The sequence below is a fragment of the Aquirufa beregesia genome (assembly GCF_011090385.1).
In the GTDB taxonomy this organism is placed as follows: Bacteria; Bacteroidota; Bacteroidia; order Cytophagales; family Spirosomataceae; genus Aquirufa; species Aquirufa beregesia.
In genome coordinates this window covers 24,269-41,314 of record NZ_SEWW01000006.1, presented here as the reverse complement: position 1 = coordinate 41,314, position 17,046 = coordinate 24,269, and the positions used below count along the sequence as shown (strand labels likewise).

Annotated in this window: 12 protein-coding genes; 5 read left to right on the top strand and 7 right to left on the bottom strand. The window is 39.4% G+C overall.

The window, feature by feature from the left end:
- The first annotated feature begins 5 nt into the window (after positions 1-5).
- On the top strand, positions 6-2,834 hold the full coding sequence (locus EWU23_RS09995; protein WP_166231697.1) for a T9SS type B sorting domain-containing protein: 2,829 nt from the start codon (positions 6-8) through the stop codon (positions 2,832-2,834).
- A gap of 132 nt (positions 2,835-2,966) precedes the next feature.
- Here the strand turns inward: EWU23_RS09995 and EWU23_RS09990 are convergent, their stop codons facing one another.
- The 3 genes from EWU23_RS09990 to uvrA form a co-directional block, all read right to left on the bottom strand.
- The gene (locus tag EWU23_RS09990) at positions 2,967-4,883 is read right to left on the bottom strand and encodes an amidophosphoribosyltransferase (protein WP_166231695.1); all 1,917 of its coding nucleotides are present in this window, start codon (positions 4,881-4,883) and stop codon (positions 2,967-2,969) included.
- 96 nt (positions 4,884-4,979) lie between these two features.
- A complete protein-coding gene (locus EWU23_RS09985) occupies positions 4,980-6,461 on the bottom strand; it encodes an NADH-quinone oxidoreductase subunit N (RefSeq protein WP_166231693.1) in 1,482 nt (493 codons plus the stop codon).
- Between the two features lie 9 nt (positions 6,462-6,470).
- Positions 6,471-9,326: an excinuclease ABC subunit UvrA gene (gene uvrA / locus EWU23_RS09980; protein WP_166231691.1), complete on the bottom strand. Its 2,856-nt coding sequence runs from the start codon at positions 9,324-9,326 to the stop codon at positions 6,471-6,473.
- An 85-nt stretch (positions 9,327-9,411) separates the two neighbouring features.
- Between uvrA and EWU23_RS09975 the strand changes: the two genes are divergently transcribed.
- Positions 9,412-10,017 carry a hypothetical protein gene (locus EWU23_RS09975; protein ID WP_166231689.1) on the top strand — a complete coding sequence of 202 codons (606 nt, stop codon included), beginning with the start codon at positions 9,412-9,414 and terminating at the stop codon, positions 10,015-10,017.
- Positions 10,018-10,178: 161 nt separating this feature from the next.
- A complete protein-coding gene (locus EWU23_RS09970) occupies positions 10,179-11,144 on the top strand; it encodes a ribonucleoside-diphosphate reductase small subunit (RefSeq protein ID WP_166231687.1) in 966 nt (321 codons plus the stop codon).
- A gap of 49 nt (positions 11,145-11,193) precedes the next feature.
- On the opposite strand, the gene EWU23_RS09965 is transcribed toward EWU23_RS09970, so the two are convergent.
- Positions 11,194-11,775, bottom strand: coding sequence for a HupE/UreJ family protein (locus tag EWU23_RS09965; RefSeq protein ID WP_166231685.1), 582 nt, complete (start codon positions 11,773-11,775; stop codon positions 11,194-11,196).
- A gap of 67 nt (positions 11,776-11,842) precedes the next feature.
- Here EWU23_RS09965 and EWU23_RS09960 point away from each other — a divergent pair, with 67 nt between their 5' ends.
- Together EWU23_RS09960 and EWU23_RS09955 are read left to right on the top strand one after the other, a co-directional pair.
- Positions 11,843-13,453, top strand: coding sequence for a GMC family oxidoreductase (locus tag EWU23_RS09960; protein WP_166231683.1), 1,611 nt, complete (start codon positions 11,843-11,845; stop codon positions 13,451-13,453).
- A 91-nt stretch (positions 13,454-13,544) separates the two neighbouring features.
- Positions 13,545-13,928: a nuclear transport factor 2 family protein gene (locus tag EWU23_RS09955; RefSeq protein ID WP_166231681.1), complete on the top strand. Its 384-nt coding sequence runs from the start codon at positions 13,545-13,547 to the stop codon at positions 13,926-13,928.
- On the opposite strand, the gene bioA is transcribed toward EWU23_RS09955, so the two are convergent.
- From bioA to EWU23_RS09940, 3 genes are read right to left on the bottom strand one after another with little or no spacing between them, the layout of a single operon-like run.
- Entirely contained in the window at positions 13,918-15,225 is a 1,308-nt protein-coding gene (gene bioA / locus EWU23_RS09950) for an adenosylmethionine--8-amino-7-oxononanoate transaminase (RefSeq protein ID WP_166231679.1), read from the bottom strand. The genes EWU23_RS09955 and bioA overlap by 11 nt on opposite strands.
- Positions 15,203-15,814 (bottom strand): dethiobiotin synthase, encoded by a 612-nt coding sequence (gene bioD / locus EWU23_RS09945; RefSeq protein WP_166231677.1) that lies wholly within the window; start codon positions 15,812-15,814, stop codon positions 15,203-15,205. Before bioD ends, bioA begins: the two co-directional genes overlap by 23 nt.
- A complete protein-coding gene (locus tag EWU23_RS09940) occupies positions 15,811-16,953 on the bottom strand; it encodes an aminotransferase class I/II-fold pyridoxal phosphate-dependent enzyme (RefSeq protein ID WP_166231675.1) in 1,143 nt (380 codons plus the stop codon). The genes bioD and EWU23_RS09940 overlap by 4 nt, the downstream gene beginning before the upstream one ends.
- Positions 16,954-17,046 lie beyond the last annotated feature (93 nt).

Below are 17,046 nucleotides of genomic sequence, written 5' to 3'. Positions count from 1 at the left end.
CTTAAATGATTAAAAAGTATCTATTTCTTTTTCTGGTTTGGCTTGTTACTTTCCGTGCTTTTTCGGATCCCAAAATTGTTTTTCGTAATAATTGCATTACCCAATGCGCTAACTGTGAAAAAGGAGTAAATCCCGATATGGCCACGGTCTTTGAATTGACGGAGCATTTTCCAACTGGGACTACTTTCTCTTGGGATTTTGGAGAACTTTCAACGCCAGGAGATAAAAAAAGTACGGCAACTGGTGTACACCAATATTGTACGGCAGGTACGTATACGGTTAAGGTGACTATTCAGAGCCCTGTGGCTAATACGCCGCCGGTGGTTTTAACTGAAAGGGTGATTATAGGTCAATTGCCTTATATTTATTTGGGGAAAGATACTTCTGAGGTTAAAAAGACGATTTGTTTAGGGCAAGAATTAGTTTTGAATGCTTTTCAAAAAGTAGCGAAACCTTCTTATCCTATTGAGGTATTATGGTATCCCAAAGGTCAAACCACCGATACCATTAAAGTGAGAGAATCGGGTTGTTATTCGGTGAAAATTACCGAACCTCTTTCAGGGTGTTCCGCCGAAGCCAAAATGCAGGTTGAAATTTGTGGCGAAACTGACCCTAATCAAGTATTATTGAAAGCTCCTCCCGCCTGGTATTTTGGTAGTAGTGCTGGGGTAAAATTTGAAAATCCAGATAACCCAACCCCAACAACTGGGCGAATCAATGTTCCTAACGGGGTAGCTGTCATGACCGATCCTACCAATAGTATTATTTACTATACAGATGGGCAAAAGGTCTTTGATCGGGATAATAATCCTATAACCTATACCAAAGACCCTACGGCCTTAATTAATGGGGATATTAGTAATTCACAAGGGGTTACAACGATGCCTAAAACGTCTTGCAAAGGTTGTCAATCGGAGTATTACATTTTCACGTTGAAGAAAAATGCGGCGAATGAAAATCAGATTTATTACAGTATTGTCGATATGAAGTTAAACAAAGGGAAGGGGGGACTTTCAGTCATAAATCAATTAGTAAGCCCTGTACCAAGTACCGAGCGTTTAGTCGCCTCTCAAGGAGGTTCTGGTTTTTATTGGTTGATTTCCCAAGATGCCAATAGTAATACCATCCGAACATTCAAAGTATCCGATGCGGGAATTTCTGCTCCAACCATTACGAGCCCTTCTGGATCTACCAGCTTAACCAGTTCAGCTGGTTATACTAAAATCTCTACGGATTGGAGTAAAATGGCCGTAGTGGTTCCAGGGCCGCCCACCAACAAATTGGATTTGTTTGATTATGATGCCTCGGGAGATGGAAAACCTACATATCTGACCACGCTAAATTTAGGTGTTTCACCACCAACCATTTATGGGGTGGAATATTCCCAAGATAAAAAAGTGTTATATGTTTCCATGCAGGGAGATGGACAATCCATTCGTTCTCAAATATTGCAGTTTAATATTGCCACCAATAATGCAGATACCATTTTGGCATCCAAACAGGTGTTATTGGATACTTTAGTTAAAATAGGAGCTTTGCAAATTGATCCTGTGTATAATACCATCATTTTTGTCGCAATCGAAGGTAGTTCTACCTTGGGTAAAATCACACAGACTAATGGATTATTGTCCAGTACAGACTCTTTAAAAAGAGCCAAATATGAACCTAATGCAGTCACATTTCCTACCAATGTGACTAGTCAGTTAGGCCTTCCTCCATCCATACCTTCGCCACCTAATCCAAGTAGTCCGCCTAGTATCAAGCAGTCATGTGAGGGAACTACCTTCAGTTATAAGGTCGATAAAAAGCTATGCGACCCCATGAACAATGATAAAATTGTTTGGAAAATTTATAAAACAACACTGGATCCTTTTCCCACCAGTACAGGTCTAACCGTGCCACTAAATCCAGCAGGGACGCTTTATTATGCTTATGAAGGAGATGTCATGAAGCATAAATTTAAAGATGCCGGCAAATATGTAATTACAGCTGCTATCTCCAATGTGTGTGTGAAGGATTTTCTTTTGGACGCGCAGGAATTTGATATTCAAATCATGGAACCTCTGAGCTTGAAAGAAGAGTACAATAGTATTTGTAAGGATAATGCCAAAGTAAAGTTAGATAAGCTACCTCCTCAAAAAACCTTGACTTTTGAGTGGAGTTCAAAAGATAAAACGCCAGAAATTATCGTTCCTAAGCCCGGTGGATCTTATGAAGTGGTGGTGACAGATACTGCCACAGGTTGTTCGGTAACCCAAAAAACGCAGGTTAATTTTTTAACTAATGAGTATTTCTTCCCTAAAAAGGATTATTTCATTTGTATGGATGAGGAGAACCCTCAAACAATCTTACAAATTGCAGGGAATAGTCGAGATTTTACCTTTGCCTGGTCGCCAAATTCGGCCATAGTGAGCGCATTGAATTTAAATTATGCAAAGGTTAATCGAAATGGATCATATCAGGTAGAAATCAAGGATGCTGATGGCTGTTTAACATCTAGTAGTTATACTGTGCCGGATAAATGCGAACCCTTGATTTTTGCCCCATCTATTTTTACGCCCAATGGGGACGGTAAAAATGACTCATTTAACCCAATTCCTAAGAACCCAGCTAGAACACAAATTGTTAATGTGCAAATCTTTAATCGTTGGGGGGAAATGCTCTTTTCTAAGCAAAGTTCTAATTCAGCAGAATTGTCTTGGGATGGGAAGTTCAACGGACAATTAGTTCCACCAGATAGCTATGCCTGGGTAATCCAATACCAATCAACTCCAGAAAATTTCCCAGAAAAAGGAATTATGACTTTACGGGGAGCGGTAGTAGTGGCTTATTAATCAATTACTTGATAAAGATTTTAGGAGCGCAATATGCATGAAATCTCATTCGTTCTTTTTCAAAATGGTGAAAAAAAACAACGCTGTCAAGGTTTTAAACCTTGACAGCGTTAAGGATTTTAAACAATTTTTTTAATAAGCTCTTACCTCAATTCCTTTCATGAAATTGACAAATGCTTTATTAACTACTTGATTTCCTCCAGGCGTTGGGAAATTACCTGTAAAATACCAATCCCCTAAATGATTTGGACAAGCAACATTTAAGTTGTCTACCGTTTGGTAAATGACAGAAACTTCTGCTTTGATGTTTTTAGGACGAACAATGTCCGCAATTTTATTGGAAATTTCTTGGTCTGTAAATGGTGCATAAATCGCTTTAACGAAGTTCTCCGTATGGGCAGTGCCATTTTCTAAAGCAACCAAACATTTTAAATTTACCTCATCTAAAATATTTTCTAGACCTCTCTCTTTTAAAAGAGCAAGTGCTGCTCTAAAAGCAACAAATTCCTTCATCTTCGACATGTCAATACCATAACAATCAGGGTATCGGATTTGTGGGGCAGATGAAACGATGACAATTTTCTTAGGAGATAATTTGTCCAATAGACTTAAAATACTCTTTTCTAACGTAGTTCCTCGAACAATGGAATCATCAATCAAGACCACTGAATCCACTCCTTTATTGATAACCTCATAGGTGGTATCATACACATGAGAAACCATGTCATCCCTTTGTTCATCACTGGTGATAAAAGTACGGACTTTGACATCTTTAGAAATCAATTTTTCTACCCTTGGGCGGAAGGTTAACATTTCTTCCAATTCTTTTTCAAAAAGAATCCCCCCCATAATGGCCTGCTTTCTTTCTTTGGCTAAATGGTCTTCTAAACCATCAATCATGCCTAGAAATGCCGTTTCTGCTGTATTAGGAATATAAGAGAATACCGTGTTTTTAAGGTCATTATTTACCTCTTCTAAGATTTGAGGAATCAATAATCGACCTAATTTTTTACGCTCTGAATAGATATCAGGATCGGAACCTCTGGAGAAATAAATTCGCTCAAACGAACAAGATTTTTGTTCTAGACGGTCAATGAATGGCGCTTCTTTTACTGAGCCATCCATGTCAATAACCAAGGCTGAACCTGGAGTAATCTCTTGAATCTGGTCATAAGCGCAATTAAAGCTAGTTTTAATGGCTTGCTTCTCAGAAGCCACCACCACCACTTCTTCATCCATGTAGTAATATGCCGGACGAATACCCGCTGGGTCACGTGCCACAAAGGAAGCTCCATACCCCGTTAAACCGACCATGGCATAGCCACCATCAAAATCTTTACATGAACGCTCTAATACACGAACCAAATCAATTTGTTCCGCTAGAATATCCGATAATTCAGGGTTTTCATATTTGTCGCGGTATTTCAAAAATTGTCTTTGGTTTTCTTCATCCAAAAAGTGACCAATTTTCTCCATCACAGTGACCGTATCTACTTTTTCTTTCGGGTGCTGCCCTAAGGAAACTAATTTGTCAAATAAATCATCCACATTGGTCATGTTGAAATTACCAGCCATCACTAAATTGCGACTTCTCCAGTTACTTTGACGTAACATCGGGTGACAGTTTTCAATCTCATTTTGACCATGCGTACCATAGCGTAAGTGACCTAACAATACTTCTCCTGTAAAAGCCACATTTTCTTGCCACCAAGCTGCATCATGACTCGGATCAATGCCCGTTTCACGCTTAACATCTTTGGCTAATTTTTGTGCTTTCCTGAATTTTTTGTTGATTTTTCCGAAGATATCGGCTACTGCTTGTGGCTCTACTGAGCGGTACCGACTGATGTATCGGTTTCCTGGATTAACATTGATTTTGATATTGGCGACTCCTGCTCCATCTTGACCTCGATTGACTTGTTTTTCCATCATCAAGTACAATTTGCTCAGGCCGTAGCTCGGCGTTTTGTATTTATCCAGATAATACTGAAAAGGCTTGCGCAATCGAATAAGGGCAATTCCACATTCGTGCTTTATTGAATCAGACATTGGGTGTGCGTTTCAGAAGAGGTTTTATCTCAAAATCGAATACAAAACTAAGTAATAAAAATGATGGCTCAACGGAAATGTCCATTATTTATTTCCTTATTTTAAGAATTCCCAAACCACCGTTGGAGCTAGAAAGCTTCCTAAAATTAATCCCACCAATACCGCATAAACCCACATATTTCCATTTTCGTTCCAAATATTTACACGATCTTCTTGTGCTTTTTTCTTGAAATAAATTTGGTATGGAATCTTTAAATAATAGAAAATTCCAAGTGCCGTGGTTAAAATAGCCGTTAACAACAAAATCAAGGTTAACATTTGAGAGCTATTTTGGTATTTTTCCCATAAAAAAGAAAAATAAGTGACCTTAGCGATGAAGCTTCCCGCAGGAGGTAAGCCAGCCAAAGCAACCATTCCTATCAATAAAAATATGGAAGCCAATGGTCGGCTTTTTGCCAATCCACTCCATTGCTCCAGATCATTGGATTTGTAGGGGCTTGAAGGTGATTCATCGATTAAATAAAATACTAATAAGCTGCTCAAGCCATATATTAAAGAATAGAACAAGAGCACTTCAGTGGCTTGCTGAATGGGAAATAACCAAGCCATGGCCATAAATCCACCATGTGCAATACCGGAATAGGCGAGAAGTCTTTTGCTATTTTGCTGTCCTAAAGCTCCTAAATTTCCTACCAATAAGGTCAGAATAGCTAGAAATGCAATAGGAACCTCTAGTGACATGGGAATAAAATGAAGCAGTCGAATACCTAAAAATGTAATAGCTATTTTAGGGGCTGTCGAAATCCAAGTCATCCAAGACGCAGGTAAACTTTCAATCACATCCGGACTCCAAGGATGAAAAGGAGCCCAAGCTAATTTGAATAATAAGGAGCTAGACACCAAGGTGAGAGCAAGTCCGACTAAATATGGATCCGCTGTAGCTAGTCCCCGACTAAATTCAGGACTAGTTATATGCATGGTTTCCGTAATACCATATACGAAGGAAATTCCATACAGTAATAGAGCTGTACTAGCCAAACCAAATAACACATAGGGCAATATGGCTCTGGAACCCTCGGCGTCTTTTCGAATTCCTACTAACAAGTAGGTACCCAAAGACATCCATTCAATACTCAAAAAGATACTGAGCCAATGGCTACTGATGGAAACCAAAAGGGCTCCTCCTAAAATGGACAAAAAGCCCATTTTCTCCTCAAATTGAAAGCTTTTTTGTTGGGCTTGATTGACCAATATTAACACGATGGCCAAAAATAAGAGTAAGGCATTGATGGAATTACTGCCAGCATTGATCCAGAAAAAAGAAAAAGAGGCAAATCCCGTCATGCCTGTTTTCATGCGTTGAATAGCCAGAACAAAGGCTAATAATAGGCCAATTTGGGTGATGAAATATCGCCAAGAAGTGGAGAATTTATTCGATCTTCCATGAAGGAATAATTCGGCAAAAATCCCAACTAAAATCCAAACACAGAGTAGTAACTCAGGTATCATCAGGGAAAGTCCTTGGCTGATTCCATCTAGCTTCTGTGGTAAGGATTGTAGTATTTCTGGAGAAAACATAGCGTAAACTTACAGTTTTTTGCCTAGTATTTTTTGACTTAAATAGTAAGCCGTGGGATTATTCTCCAATTTGACCATTTCTTCAGGACTACCTTCAAAACATATTTGTCCCCCAGCTTCACCACCATCAGGTCCCAAATCGATGATATGATCAGCGCATTTAATCACCTCCATGTTATGCTCAATGATGATGACACTGTCGCCTTGCTCCACCAAATCATTTAAGGCTTTTAACAGTTTTTTGATATCATGAAAGTGTAAACCAGTAGTTGGTTCATCAAAAATAAATAGGGTCTTCCCTTTGTTTGGATTTCCTTTTCCTAAAAAACTGGCCAATTTCACGCGCTGAGCTTCGCCACCAGATAAGGAATTCGATGACTGTCCTAATTTGATATAACCAAGCCCAACTTGAAACAATGGATCAATTTTTTCTGCGATTTTGGGCGTTTTGCTTTTGAAAAACTCCACACCTTCCTCCACCGTCATATCCAGAATATCAGCAATATGCTTGTCTTGGAATTTGACATCCAATATTTCTTGCTTAAATCTACTCCCTTGACATGATTCACAGACTAATTTAATGTCGGCCATGAATTGCATTTCAATGGTGATTTCTCCTTCCCCTTGGCAAGTTTCACAACGACCACCTTCTACATTGAAAGAGAAATGGGAGGGTTTATACCCTCTTGTTTTGGCTAGAGGTAACTCAGCATATAAGGCACGAATGGCATCATAGGCTTTAATATAGGTGACTGGGTTAGAACGAGAAGATTTACCGATGGGTTGTTGATCCACCATTTCCACGCTAGCAATTTGGGAAACACTTCCTTTTAATTCTTTGAATTTCCCAGTTTCTTCGGTTCCTAATTGTAATTGACGTAATAAGGCAGGATATAAAATCTTACGAATCAAAGTTGATTTGCCAGATCCGCTGACTCCAGTAACCACTGTCAATATCCCTAATGGAATCTTTACTGAGACATTTCTTAAATTATTTTCACTGGCTCCAATGATTTCAATGTGAGCCAAACTCTTTCTGCGGAAGCTGGGAATTTCGATTCGATCCTTTCCCTGCAAAAATTGCATGGTATGGCTAGTCAGATCATGTCTCGTTAAGGCTTCTTCTAAATTTCCTTGGAACATGAGTTCTCCCCCATGTCGACCTGCTTCTGGACCAATATCAATGATCTGATCAGCTGCCCGCATGATATCTTCCTCATGTTCTACCACGATAACCGTATTCCCCATTTGTTTGAGCATCAGCAAGACAGAAATGAGTCTTTGCGTGTCCCTTGGATGGAGACCTATGCTAGGTTCGTCCAGAATGTACATGGAACCTACCAAAGCACTTCCCAGAGAAGTTGCCAATTTGATGCGCTGAAATTCTCCTCCCGATAGGGTAGAGCTTAGTCGATTCAGGGTTAAATAACCCAAACCCACCCGATTCATATAATCCAGTCGATTTTTAATCTCGATTAAAATCCGCCGGGCTACTTGTTGGTCTGCTTCATTGAATTGAACTTCATCAAAAAAGCTTTTGACTTTCGCAATGGGCCAAAGCACCATATCGATGATGGAATGCCCATGAATTTTGACATAGGCAGCATCTTTTCTTAATCGTGAACCCAAACATTCTGGGCAATTGGTCTTGCCTCGGTAACGGGAAAGCAAAACACGGTATTGGATTTTATAGGTTTCTTTTTCTAGATGCTCAAAGAATTGAGTTAATCCTGCAAAGTACTTATTTCCTGTCCAAAGTAATTTTTTCTCTTGATCCGTTAGGTCTTTGTAGGGCCGATGGATAGGGAAATCAAAGCTCACACCATTGCGAATTAAAGGATAGAGCCATTCGCTCATTCGTTCACTTCTCCAAGGTGCTATGGCTCCTTCATAGATAGAAAGTTCTGTATCAGGAAAGACTAAATCAGGATCTAAGCCTAACACTTTGCCATAACCTTCACAATTTTTACATGCCCCATAGGGATTATTGAAGGAGAACAGGTTTAAGCTTGGTTCTTCAAATGCGATACCATCCAATTCAAATTTATCGGAGAAGACTTTCCTTTTTTGACCTTCTAATTCAACCCAGCAAATCCCTTCGCCTTCAAAATAGGCAGTTTGTACCGAATCACCTAGTCGGAATTGAGTTTCCTCATCATCGGCTTTACTAATAAGTCGGTCTACCAATATGGCTAAGTCGGCCGAGTTTTTATCTATTTTTTTCAATAAAGCATCATCCTCTACCAGCTCCTCCAAATTCAAAATGTCATCTCCTAATTTTAAACGAGTGTACCCTTTTTGAATTAATAATTGGCATTCGTTCTTCAGGCCACGGCCTTCATGGCGGAGCAAAGGCGCCAAGATGATGACTTTCTTTTGTGGGAATTTCATGATCCAATCCACAATCACCGACACGGAATCTTTTTTGACTTCTAAACCTGAAATGGGAGAATACGTTTTTCCGATTCGGGCAAAGAGTAATTTGAGGTAATCATATATTTCGGTGGTAGTACCAACGGTGGATCTAGGGTTTTTGGTATTGACTTTTTGCTCAATGGCTATGGCAGGAGAAACGCCCCGAATGTAATCAACGGCGGGTTTTTCCATGCGGCCTAAAAATTGGCGGGCATAGCTATTTAGACTTTCCACGTACATGCGTTGACCTTCGGCAAAAAGGGTATCAAAGGCCAACGAAGATTTTCCTGAGCCAGATAATCCTGTAATGACGACTAATTGATTACGAGGAATGGCGACATCCAAATTTTTTAAATTATGGACACGGGCACCTTTGATGATGATGTGTGTTCTAGGGTCTAAATTTTCTATTCCCTGCTTGGCTACCAAACTCGAATTCGGATGATTCATATAACAAAATTATCCTTTAATTTTGTTAATCGTATTTTCAAAATCATAATCCATCATTTTTTTCGTTTTTACTCAAAAAAAATTCATGAAACATATATTCTTACTTTGTTTTTTAATCAGTGTCGGTGTCGTATTTGAATCACATGCTCAAGATCCCGTGGTCATTAAAGAGGATGGAGCCAAGGGAGATTTGGATGTAGAACCCGATGTAAGCGAGTTAACGTTTCGTCAACGATTGCATTTCGGTGGTGGATTGTCGGGTTTGAGTTTTGGAAACCCAACCAGCATTGGTGTTTCTCCTATGGTAGGCTATCAATTGGCTAATAATACCATAGCCGGTGTAGGCTTGACCTACCAGTACTATTCCGTTAATTATGGAGGAAATATAGGAAAACTAACCAGTAATCTACTAGGAGAACGTATTTTTATCCGTCAGTATATACCCACTTTGACAGCCTTATTGGGTCAGAGTTATTTAGTGGGTCAAGTAGAAAACTATTCTAATTTGTCAGACAGTAATGCCAGCAATTATTATGGATATTCCAATCCGGTATTAGTAGGAATCGGGATAGGTTCTAAGTTGGGAATTAACTTGTCTGTCATGTATGACTTAAATTATAGCTCATCTTCTGGGAAAGTCTCACCCTATGGCTCAGCTTTAGTGGTACAAGTAGGAGGTTTTTTCTTTTAATTTTCAAAACATTTTTACTGATTTAAAGGTATACTAGCTTGAAATAGGCTATGCTGAGAGAATCTGAGAATTTTCATTTTTTTAATGATGAATCTCCATTTTTTTCACGCATAAATGCTTAATTTCGAAATAATGTTTTACCCTAATCATCTAACCTAACAATGACTGAACCTCTTTTGGTGGAAGACCCCAACCGATTCGTACTTTTCCCTATTAAACACAACGATATTTGGAAGTTTTATAAACAAGCGGAAGCTTCTTTTTGGACTGCAGAGGAAATTGATTTGCAACAAGATTTAGCGGATTGGAAGAAAATGAATGATGGAGAGCGTCATTTTATTTCTCATGTTTTGGCATTTTTCGCCGCTTCAGATGGAATCGTCAATGAGAATCTAGCCAACAACTTTTTGAAAGAGGTTCAATATGCGGAGGCTAAATGCTTTTATGGTTTTCAAATCATGATGGAAAACATTCACTCGGAAACATATTCCTTGTTGATTGATACCTACATTCAAGAGCCTAAAGAGAAAGATCGTTTGTTGAGAGCCATTGAAACCATCGATTGTGTTAAGAAAAAAGCGGAGTGGGCATTGAAGTGGATTGAGAGCGATAGCTTTGTCGAGCGTTTGATTTCCTTTGCTGCGGTAGAGGGTATCTTTTTCTCTGGGTCATTCTGTTCTATTTTCTGGTTAAAGAAACGTGGTTTAATGCCAGGTTTATCTTTTTCCAATGAGTTGATTTCTCGCGACGAAGGTTTGCACTGTGATTTTGCTTGTTTGTTATACACGGATCACATTAAAAATAAAGTATCTCAAGAGCGTGTTTATGAAATTATCACAAATGCCGTTGAGATTGAAAAGGAATTCGTGACGTTAGCTTTACCTGTTTCCTTGATCGGTATGAATGCCGATTTGATGTGTCAGTACATCGAGTTTGTGGCTGACCGATTGTTGGTTTCCCTAGGATGCAAGAAGTTTTATAATGCAACTAACCCATTTGATTTCATGGAAATGATTTCTTTACAAGGTAAAACCAATTTCTTTGAAAAACGTGTAGCTGAATATCAAAAATCAGGTGTTATGTCGGATAAAGACACCATGTCTTTCAGCTTAGATGAAGATTTCTAGTCAATATAAAATAACAATCGAAATGCCTCTCTAAAGGGAGGCATTTTTTTTACCATCTCTCCAAAATCATGGGGATTACTAGGCCTATCACGACACCAGAAATGACCAGTACCCAAGAAGACATGTTGATTTTGCTTAGACGAATCAACGAGCTGGAAATGAGTAGAATACTGACCACTACCACGATTTGACCAATTTCTAAGCCAACATTAAAGGCAAATAAAGGACCAACGATGGAGCTTTCTTTACCCAATAAACTTTGCAGGTAATTGGAAAAACCCAATCCATGAATTAATCCAAAAATTCCAACCAATACATATTTTAACGTGGAGTTCTCTTGCTTCTTTAGTCCTGAATCTTTGAAACTAAAATTCCCAATGGCTGAAAGTAGGATGGTGCAAGGAATCAAGAATTCAATCCAATGCATGGATACTTGAATCCATCCTAAGGTAGCTAATGCCAAAGTCAACGAATGACCTAGGGTAAATGCTGTAATGAGAAAGAAAAGATTTTTACTGTCTGAAAATCGGTAAATACAGGTAAGTGATAAGATGAAGAGTAAATGATCTAAAGCTTGAATATTTAATATATGCTGAAGGCCAAGAGTTAAGTAGGTATTAAAATAGGTCATTATTGCGTGGTTTTTGCGTAAAATTATTGAAATTCAGGAAAATAATACCAATCGACCTATTTAAATTATGTCTAGTTTTGACTACATCATTGTGGGTGCAGGAACAGCGGGTTGTGTTTTAGCCAACCGACTATCTGCTAATCCCAATATCTCCGTTTTGTTGGTGGAAGCAGGGATTAATAACCGAGATCCTCGCGTGGAAATGCCTTCTGCCTACTCCTTGCTACAAAAGAGCCATTTGGATTGGAACTTTTATACTGAGCCACAAGCCATGCTTCAAGGTAGAAAAATTTACCAGCCAAGGGGGAAAACCATAGGAGGAAGTAGCGCCATTAATTGCATGGCTTATATCCGAGGTAATGCTGCAGATTTTGATGATTGGGCAGCGGGTGGATGTGCAGGTTGGGCATACCAAGATTTGTTACCTTATTTTAAAAAATCGGAAAGAAATACTTTTTTTACGAATGACTATCATGGTCATGATGGCCCTGTTACCGTAAGTAATGCGGTACATATTAGCCCTTTTGGGAAGGCTTTTGTAGAGGCATGTCAAGAGGTTGGGATACCGGAAAATGTTGATTTTAATGGAGAAAAACAGGTTGGGGCAGGCTATTTTCAATTTAATATACAAGATGGTGTGCGTAGTTCAGCGGCTAAAGGCTTCATAGAACCGGCTTTGAAAAGATCCAATTTGAAAATCATCAGTCAGTTCCATGTGGCATCCTTAATCATGGAAGGAGAAAAGGTGTTAGGAGTTCAAGGATATTATCGTGGAGCGAAGAATTTGACGGAATACCGGGCAAGTAAAGACGTTATTTTGTCTGCGGGTTCTTTTCAAAGTCCGCAAATCATGCTTTTGTCGGGCATTGGAGATAAATCCTATTTGAAATCTTTTGGAATAGATCGTCGGCATGACTTGCCTACAGTAGGCCAAAATCTGTCGGATCACGTATTTATCAATATGAATACCCGAGCCAAGACTCAAGGTGAATCGTATAATACGGCACTGAATTTGAAGAATTTTGCGACCTATTTGATGAGTCATCAAGGACCATTATCTTCTAGCCCTTTGGAAGCTTGTGCTTTTTTTGATTCTGTGAATCAATCCGAACGGCCCGATTTGCAATTTCATTTTTCTTCTGCTTGGGCATATGATTTGTACGACAAAAATAACCTGCCTTTATCTGATGGATTTACGGTTTTGCCTACTTTATTGAAACCTAAAAGTAGGGGTTATGTAGGTTTACATTCCTCCAACCCTTGGGATGCCCCATTAATTGATCCTCAATTTTTAACAGATGAAAGAGGAGAAGATTTAGCCACTTTAGTGCGAGGAGTTAAGATGGCAAAGGAAATTATGTTATCCTCGGCCTTTGAACCCTTACGTTTGAATGATCAAGTCAATTATCCAGCTGGGTCTGATTGGTCAGATGACTTTATTTTACATCATATACAGCAAGCATTGGAATGTGTGTATCATCCCGTGGGAACGTGTAAAATGGGAACAGATCAAGATGCCGTGGTAGATCCATCGAATATGAGGGTGCGTGGCTTGAAGGGACTGCGGGTAGCAGACGCCTCGGTGATGCCAGATTTAGTGGCGGGAAATACCAATGCGGCGGTAATGGCTATTGCAGAAAAAGCGGCGGATTTGATTTTAGATTTTGATTTTGAGTAAGAAATTGATGAATATTGTTTTTATGTTTAAAAAACGAATTATGAAAAACCTATTATTAACATTCGCGTGCTTTTGCACGACCTTTTACCTTATGGCACAGAAAGCAGATGTGAACTCTTTGAGAGAGGCGGAGTTGAACCGATTTAAAATCATGGTAGCCCAAGATGGTGCTGGATTGGACAAAGTATTGCACAAAGACTTGGTCTATATTCATTCTTCTGGTACCCAAGATACCAAGGCTTCTTACATTGAATCCATTGTTTCTCAAAAATCCATTTATGCCATCATTGAACCAGAGGAATTTACGCAACGAGTTTATGGCAATGTTGGTATCAATTCGGGTATCGTAAACGTGACGAATAAAAAAGATGGAGCTTTTTTACCTGTGAACCGTTTGAAATTTACGGACATTTTTATCTTTGAAAATGGCCGTTGGCAAATGGTTTCTTGGCAGTCTTTAAAGATTAATAAGTAAGTCGCAGTTCTTCTGCGAATGCTTCCAATGCCTGATAAATGAGCGTTAATTCCTCATTTTTGATGCAATAAGGAGCCAAAATATACAATGTATTTCCTAGGGGTCTTAATAAGATCCCTTTTTTTATGAAATACTGGTAGGCGATATCACGTAATGGATGCATGTATCCTGTAGCTTCTCCAACCTGCAAATCCAAGGCTAAGATGGTTCCTTGTTGACGAATGTTGTGTAAAATAGGGTGCTTGCGCTGGGAATCAGCCCATTGTTGATGAGAAAGCATGATTCGTTGAATATTGATCCAAGTTTCTTCCTTTTCCATTAAATCTAAACTCGCATTGGCTGCGGCACATGCCAATGGGTTGGCGGTGAAAGAATGAGAATGAAACAACGTCTTTTTACGGTCATTGGATAAAAAACTATCGAACAGTTCATTGGAACAGCAAGTTACTCCCATGGCCATCATTCCACCCGTTAATCCTTTGGACAAACAAACTATATCGGGTTTTTCTTGTAAATAATCCATGGCAAACCATTTTCCAGTTCTGCCAAATCCCGTCATGATTTCATCTGCAATGCATAATAAACCATGTTCATGCGCTAATCGAATTAAAGCATCAAGTGTGCTAGCCTCATACATGAGCATTCCACCTGCTCCTTGAACCAGTGGTTCAAAAATAAAGGCAGCATATTCATCTGGGGCTGAGGTTAACTTGGATTTCATGTCCAGAATGCAGGCCTCGGGGTCATTGGGTTGGGAGATGAACTCCACTTCGAACAACATGTCTTGAAAGGGAGCATTGAAAGAGCTAGGAGCCCCTAAGCTCATCGCACCGAAGGTATCTCCGTGATAGGCGTCTTGTAGGGCTATGATTTTTCTCTTTTTGGTATTTCCTTGATTATGGAAAAATTGCAGGGCCATTTTGACACCTACTTCCACGGAAGTACTTCCATTATCGGAGAAAAACACTTTTTGGAAATGCTTGGGTAAATGACTTAAGAGCCTTTCCGACAAGGTGATGGCAGGTTCATGAGTAAAGCCGGCAAAGATGACTTGTTCAATTTTAAGGGCTTGTTCGTAGATTTTTTGTGCCAAATATGGATGCCCATGCCCATGGATGTTGACCCACCAAGAACTGATAGCATCCAAGTATTTTTCCTCATTTTCTCCATATAACCAGCAACCTTCACCCCTTGTAATGGGGATGGAAAATGGTTCAATCTGGTGTTGGGTGAATGGATGCCAAATAACGGCAGCATCTCGTTGAACGTAAGAATTATAGCTTGACTTGTTGGGCATACTGATTTATGATAGTGTCATCTATTTTTTGTTCTTCATGAACACACAAAAGTAAGGGCAATTGGGTGTAGTTGAGTATAAATTTTTCTCCTGAAGGATTTTCTGGGCCATTAAAAACAATTCCTACGATTGGGATGCCTTTTTGTTTTAGCATTTCAAAGCTCATCAACGTATGGTTGATGCTTCCAAGGTAATTTTTACTTACTAAAATGACAGGAGCGTCTAAGGATTGTATTAAGTCCAAATTGGTTTGATGATCATTGATGGGAACCATCAATCCTCCTGCTAATTCAATCACCAATGCACGAGGGCTGTTGGGTTTTTTAAATAGATCCATCTGAATAGTGATTCCATCCAATTCAGCAGCAGTATGGGGAGACAAAGGCTGGCTAAGTCGATACGTGGAAGGCCAAATCGTGAGATTGGGATGTTTTACCCATTGTTGAATCCAATAGGCATCTCCTTGCTCTAAATCTCCTGATTGAATGGGTTTCCAATAATCGGCCTGGAGGGCTTTAGTTAGGATAGCAGAAACGACAGTTTTTCCAATTTCTGTTCCAATCCCTGCTACAATGACGGTCTGGCTCATAAGTTTGATTCTAGTAGTTGAATTAAATCAAGCATGTCTTGCTGTTGTGTCAAGGCACTTAAGGTAATTCGAATGCGTTCTTCTTCTTTTGGAACAGTTGGATAAACGATAGGTTTTAATCCGAAGCCTTTTTCTTGGGCTATTTGGGCGATGCGTCTAACTTCTTGATTACCAGGGACCAAGAAAGTTTGTATGGCACTCTGGCTTTTCCCCCAATGGGGATGAGACGTATGTGAATGAAAAAATGCGATGTTTTTCTTTAATTTTTCTCGAAGTTCATCCTGTTGTTGGATGAAATGCAAGGTAGTGTTTAAGGCAGATACATGGGCTGGTGTGGGGGCAGTAGAATAGATGAAGGAGCGTGCAAAATTGATGAGGTATTGTCTTAAAGCTTGAGAGCCCAAAACCACGGCACCTGCATTTCCCCAAGCTTTTCCAAAGGTGATAACACGAGCAAAAACCTGATCGACGAGGCCTAGTTCTTGGACCAATCCAGCTCCAAGATGGCCATAAACCCCACCTGAATGGGCTTCATCGATAATTAATTCGAAGTCGTAGAGCTGTTTTAGTTCAATCAATTTCTGGAGAGGAGCTTGATCTCCATCCATGGAATAAATGGATTCCACCACTACCCATTTGGTTTGATTAGGATATTGGGCTAATTCCTTAGCTAATGTTTTCCAGTCGTTATGTTTAAATATGACTTTTTTCCCCTTTCCTAATCGTATTCCATCGATGATGCTAGCATGAAGGAGTTGATCACAAAAAATAATATGATCATCTTGACTAATGGAAGAAAGTAAACCTAGGTTTGCTTCAAAGCCTGAGCCAAAGAGTAAGGCTGATTCAGCTTGGTGCATGTGAGCACAGGCGTGTTCAAATTTTTCAATTAGGGAATTGTTGCCAGAAATAAGTCGAGAACCCGTTGCTCCATTGATGGGAATTTGTCCTTTGTTTTGTTCCAACCAAATTGCAAAATCTTTGATAATCAGCTGATTTAGTTCATTGTTTTTGGCGAGACCCAAGTAGTCGTTGGAGCAAAAATCAATGAAATTATCCACGCGTTGCAGGCTTCGTAAAAGGCCACTTTTCCGACGGATTTCTAATTGATCGACTAAATATTGTTGGATGTTGCTCATGATAATCAGGCAATAAAAGTACAAAAATAATGAGCCCTAGCGGGTAAATACTATAGATATCCCCCAATTTTGTCCAAAATATTGATTAAACGT